Origin of the sequence: Micromonospora sp. NPDC049580, from assembly GCF_040675595.1 — a bacterium.
GTDB lineage: Bacteria > Actinomycetota > Actinomycetes > Mycobacteriales > Micromonosporaceae > Micromonospora.
Window position 1 is genome coordinate 1 of the sequence record NZ_JBFAPG010000533.1, and the last position, 4,023, is coordinate 4,023.

Annotated in this window: 4 protein-coding genes and 1 pseudogene; 3 read left to right on the forward strand and 2 right to left on the reverse strand. The window is 73.4% G+C overall.

Annotated features, from left to right (window positions below):
* Positions 1–276: pseudogene (locus tag AB0J68_RS28495) on the forward strand (tetratricopeptide repeat protein); the annotation flags it as partial.
* A 25-nt stretch (positions 277–301) separates the two neighbouring features.
* Here the strand turns inward: AB0J68_RS28495 and AB0J68_RS28500 are convergent.
* Positions 302–1,693, reverse strand: a complete 1,392-nt coding sequence (locus AB0J68_RS28500; protein WP_355064036.1) for an ATP-binding protein — start codon at positions 1,691–1,693, stop codon at positions 302–304.
* 53 nt (positions 1,694–1,746) lie between these two features.
* A complete protein-coding gene (locus AB0J68_RS28505; RefSeq protein ID WP_363941520.1) occupies positions 1,747–2,403 on the reverse strand; it encodes a response regulator transcription factor in 657 nt (218 codons plus the stop codon).
* Between the two features lie 95 nt (positions 2,404–2,498).
* Here AB0J68_RS28505 and AB0J68_RS28510 point away from each other — a divergent pair, with 95 nt between their 5' ends.
* Together AB0J68_RS28510 and AB0J68_RS28515 are read left to right on the forward strand one after the other, a co-directional pair.
* Entirely contained in the window at positions 2,499–3,614 is a 1,116-nt protein-coding gene (locus AB0J68_RS28510; protein ID WP_363941522.1) for a sigma-E factor regulatory protein RseB domain-containing protein, read from the forward strand.
* A 186-nt stretch (positions 3,615–3,800) separates the two neighbouring features.
* The coding region (locus AB0J68_RS28515; RefSeq protein WP_363941524.1) for a hypothetical protein at positions 3,801–4,023 on the forward strand (223 nt) is incomplete at its 3' end.

Here is a 4,023-nt window from a genome sequence, read left to right on the forward strand (position 1 = left end):
GCACCCGGCACCCCGCCCGGCGCGGTGAGCCTGCGCGACAACCGGGACAACATCGCTCTGCGCTGGACGTACCCGGCCGGCGGCGAGGGGCCGGTGGTCGTGTCGGCCGGCCGGGCCGGGCAGGAGAAGACGGCGATCGCCACGCTGCCCGCCGGCACCGACAGCTACATCGTCTACGCGCTGAACCGCGCCAACGACTACTGCTTCACCGTGGCCGTCGTCTGGTCCACCGACACCGTCGCGAGCGCCAACCAGGTCTGCACCCGCCGCCGCTGACATCCCGACCGGCTGACCACCGTCGTCATGGTGTGTCGACCGCCGCTTGCTGCCCGTCGCCGGTCGGCGTCCTCGGGAGCAGCAGACGCACCCGCAGCCCCTGCGTGCCGTCGGCGTCGGTCAGGGTGATGGTGCCGCCCGCGCGGCGGACCAGCTCCCACACGATGGCGAGGCCCAGGCCGGCGCCGCCGTCGTCACGGCCCCGACCGTCGTCCAACCTGGTGAAACGGTCGAAGACCCGTCGCCGGTCGGCCGCCGGGATCCCCGGGCCGTCGTCGGTCACCGTCACCAGGTGGTACGCGGCATCGTCGTGCGGCTCGACGGTGAGGACCACGCTGCCCCGCGCGTGCCGGACCGCGTTGTCGACGAGGTTCGACAGCACCCGCCGCAGCTCGGCCGCGTTTCCGGCCGTCCACAGCGGGCCCGGCGGCGGCACGAGGAGCACCGGCGGCGACGGGTACCGGGCGGCGACCTCGGTCACCAGCGCGCCCAGGTCGACCGGGCCGGTCCCCCGGGCCGGTGGCATCTCGTCCAGGCGGGCCAGCAGCAGCAGGTCGTCGACCAGCCGACTCAGCCGCTCCGTGTCGGCGAGCAGGTTGACGGTCACCGCCGTCCAGTCCGTGCGGTCGGCGAGCCGCTGGGCCACCTCCAGCTCGGTGCGGATGTTGGTGAGCGGGCTGCGCAGCTCGTGGGCCGCGTCGGAGACGAAGGCGCGCTGCCGGGTCCGCGCCGACTCCAACCGGTCCAGCATCCCGTTGAGGGTGACCGCCAGCCGGTGGATCTCGTCGGCGGAGGCGGGCACCGGCAGGCGGCCGCCGCCCGCGCGCCCGGTGATCTCCTCGGCGCCCCGGCGCAGCGCCTCCACCGGACGCAACGTCGCACCGATCACCCGCCACGCCACCCCGGCCAGGATCGCCACCAGCAGCGGGAACGCCACCAGCAGGATGGCGCGTACCACGTGCGTGCTGTGCCGGACGTCTGCCATCGACCGGGCGACCAGGACGGTGAGCGGATCCGCTGCCGTGCCGGCGGGTACGGCGACCACCCGAACCGGGCCGGCGAGCCCCGCTCGCTCCGCCGGCACCACCAGACGCTGACGGCGACCGGTGTCCAACCGCTCGGGGCGGACCATCGGGACCAGCCGGTCCGCGTCGATCGAGGCGGCCCGGATCCGACCCTGCGCGTCGATCACCTGGACCCGGACCTGGCCGCCGGCCACCGGCAGCGGGTCGGGCAGCGCGTCCTCGGCGGCGAGCAGGGCGACCGCGTCGGCGGTCCGGAACGCCTCGGTGTCCACGGTGCGCTGGAGCACGAAACCGAGCGCGCCCAGCAGCACCGCCCCGCCGAGGGCCAGCCCGAGGGTGAGACCGACCACGCCGAGCGCCGTGAGCCGCCCGCGCAGGCCCAACCCGCGCAGACCCCACCCCGGCAACCGGCGGACCCAACGATCGTCCACCGGGTCGACCGGTGTCACGTCGCCAGCCGGTAGCCGGCGCCCCGGACGGTCTCCAGCCGGTCCCGGCCGAGCTTGCGGCGCAGATAGCCGACGTACACCTCGACCGCGTTGGGCGCCGTCTCCAGGCTGGCGTCCCACACGTGGTCCAGCAGCTCGATCTTGGAAATCACCTGGCCGGGACGACGCATCAGGTAATCGAGCAACGCGAACTCCCGCGCGGTCAACGTCACCTCGGCGTCGGCACGGGTCACCCGTCGGCGGGCCGGATCCAGCCGCAGGTCACCGACCGTCAGCACGGTGGGGCGTTCCGGCGCTCCCCGACGCAGCAGGGCCCGCAGGCGGGCCAGCAGCACCACGTACGAGAAGGGCTTGGTCAGGTAGTCGTCGGCGCCGCAGTCCAGGCCGTCGGCCTGGTCGTACTCGCCGTCCTTCGCCGAGAGCATCAGGACCGGCAGCCAGTGCTGCTCGGCGCGCAGCCGGCGGACGAGCTCGTAGCCGGACAGCCCGGGCAGCATCACGTCGAGGATCATCGCGTCGTACCCGCCGTGCCGGGCCGCGTCCAGGCCGGCAGGGCCGGTCGCCGCCACGTCGACCGCGAACCCCTCCGCCTGCAGGCCGCGTTGCAGGGCAGCCGCCAGCCGGCCCTCGTCCTCCACCACCAACAACCGCACGGTCCAAGGGTGCCACCCGGGTCACAGCCGGAGGTTCGGCGTCCTCAGCGCCTTCACAGCGCCGACCGGGCAGGATGTCTGGCAGGAGGTGCACCATGTCGATCCTGAGAAGCCGCCCCGTCCTGCGCTGGTTGGTCCCGGCGGCCGCTGGCGTCGCCGTCATCGGCGGAGGGGCCGCGATCGGCACGTTCGCCGCCGAGGCGGAGCCGAGCCTGCCGCCGCGTACCGCCGCCCAACTCCTGGTGGATCTTCAGACCTCCCGGCTGGAGGGGTTGTCCGGGACGGTCGTCCAGCGTGCCGACCTCGGTCTGCCGCCGCTGGTCGGGCTGATTCCCGGCAACGACCTGACCACCCTGCTGACCGGCACGCACACCCTGCGGGTGTGGTATTCCGGGCCGGAGCGGCAGCGCGTCGCGCTGATGGACACCCTCGGCGAGCAGGACGTGATCCGCAATGGCCGGGACGTGTGGACCTGGGAGAGCCGGGGCAACACCGCGCGCCATCGCACACTGGGCGACGCGGGCACGACCGGAAAGCCGGGTCCCGCGGCGACGCCGAGTCTCCCCGCCACCCCGCAGGAGGCCGCCGACCTGGCGTTGGGCGCGATCGATCCGAGCACCGAGGTCAGCGTCGGCCGCTCGGCCACCGTCGCCGGTCGGGACGCCTACGAGTTGGTGCTCCAACCGCGCGACCGCGACTCGCTGGTGCACCAGCTGCGGATCGCCATCGACGCCACGCAGCACGTGCCGCTGCGCTTCGAGGTGCTCGCCAAGGGCAGCGACCAGCCGGCGTTCGAGATGGCCTTCACCCAGGTCGACTACCGGCGTCCCGACGCCGACCAGTTCGCCTTCAACCCGCCACCCGGGGTAGCCGTCACCGAGGAGACCGCCGAGCGGCCGTCCGCGGGCCGGCCCGCGCCGGCCGCACCGGGCGGAGACCCGCAGGTGCGTGCCGTGGGCGACGGCTGGGCCACCGTCCTGGTCGCGCGCCTGGACGGGACCCCGGGCAAGGCGGCCGGCGGCAAGCCGGCCGGCGCGGCGCCGGACGCGGACGTGTCGAAGCTGCTCGGCGGGCTGCCCGCGGTCAGTGGGGACTGGGGCAGCGGCCGACTGCTCACCGGGAAGCTGTTCAGCGTGCTGCTCACCGACGACGGTCGGGTGCTCGCCGGAGCGGTCACCCCCGAGCGGCTCTACCAGGTGGCCCGCGGCTGATTTCCCGAAGCGCTCACGCCGGGTCGACCAGATGGTCGGCCCGGCGTCCGTGGTTGTGTGACTCGAATCAGCCCGGTCGGCTTGGTGACAGCGAGCGGACCGCGCTATCTTCAACAATTCGAGGGCACGAAAAAGAACGGCATAAAAGCCGTTCCTGCAAGGCATTCTAATCTTAAGGGAGACGGCTTGTCAAGGCACTCCGGCGGTACCGGTGAATTGCCGCTCGACGACGAGATCGGCCGCGAGCAGGAGTACGTCTCGATGCTCTACGACCGGCTGGACGGGTTGCGTGAGCAGGCCACCCACCGGCTCACCGCCGAGCTGCGCAACACCGGCGGCACGCTCCAGGACCGCTCCCAGCGCGACAGCTCCGTGGCGATGTACGCCGACCAGGTCGAGCAGTTCTCCG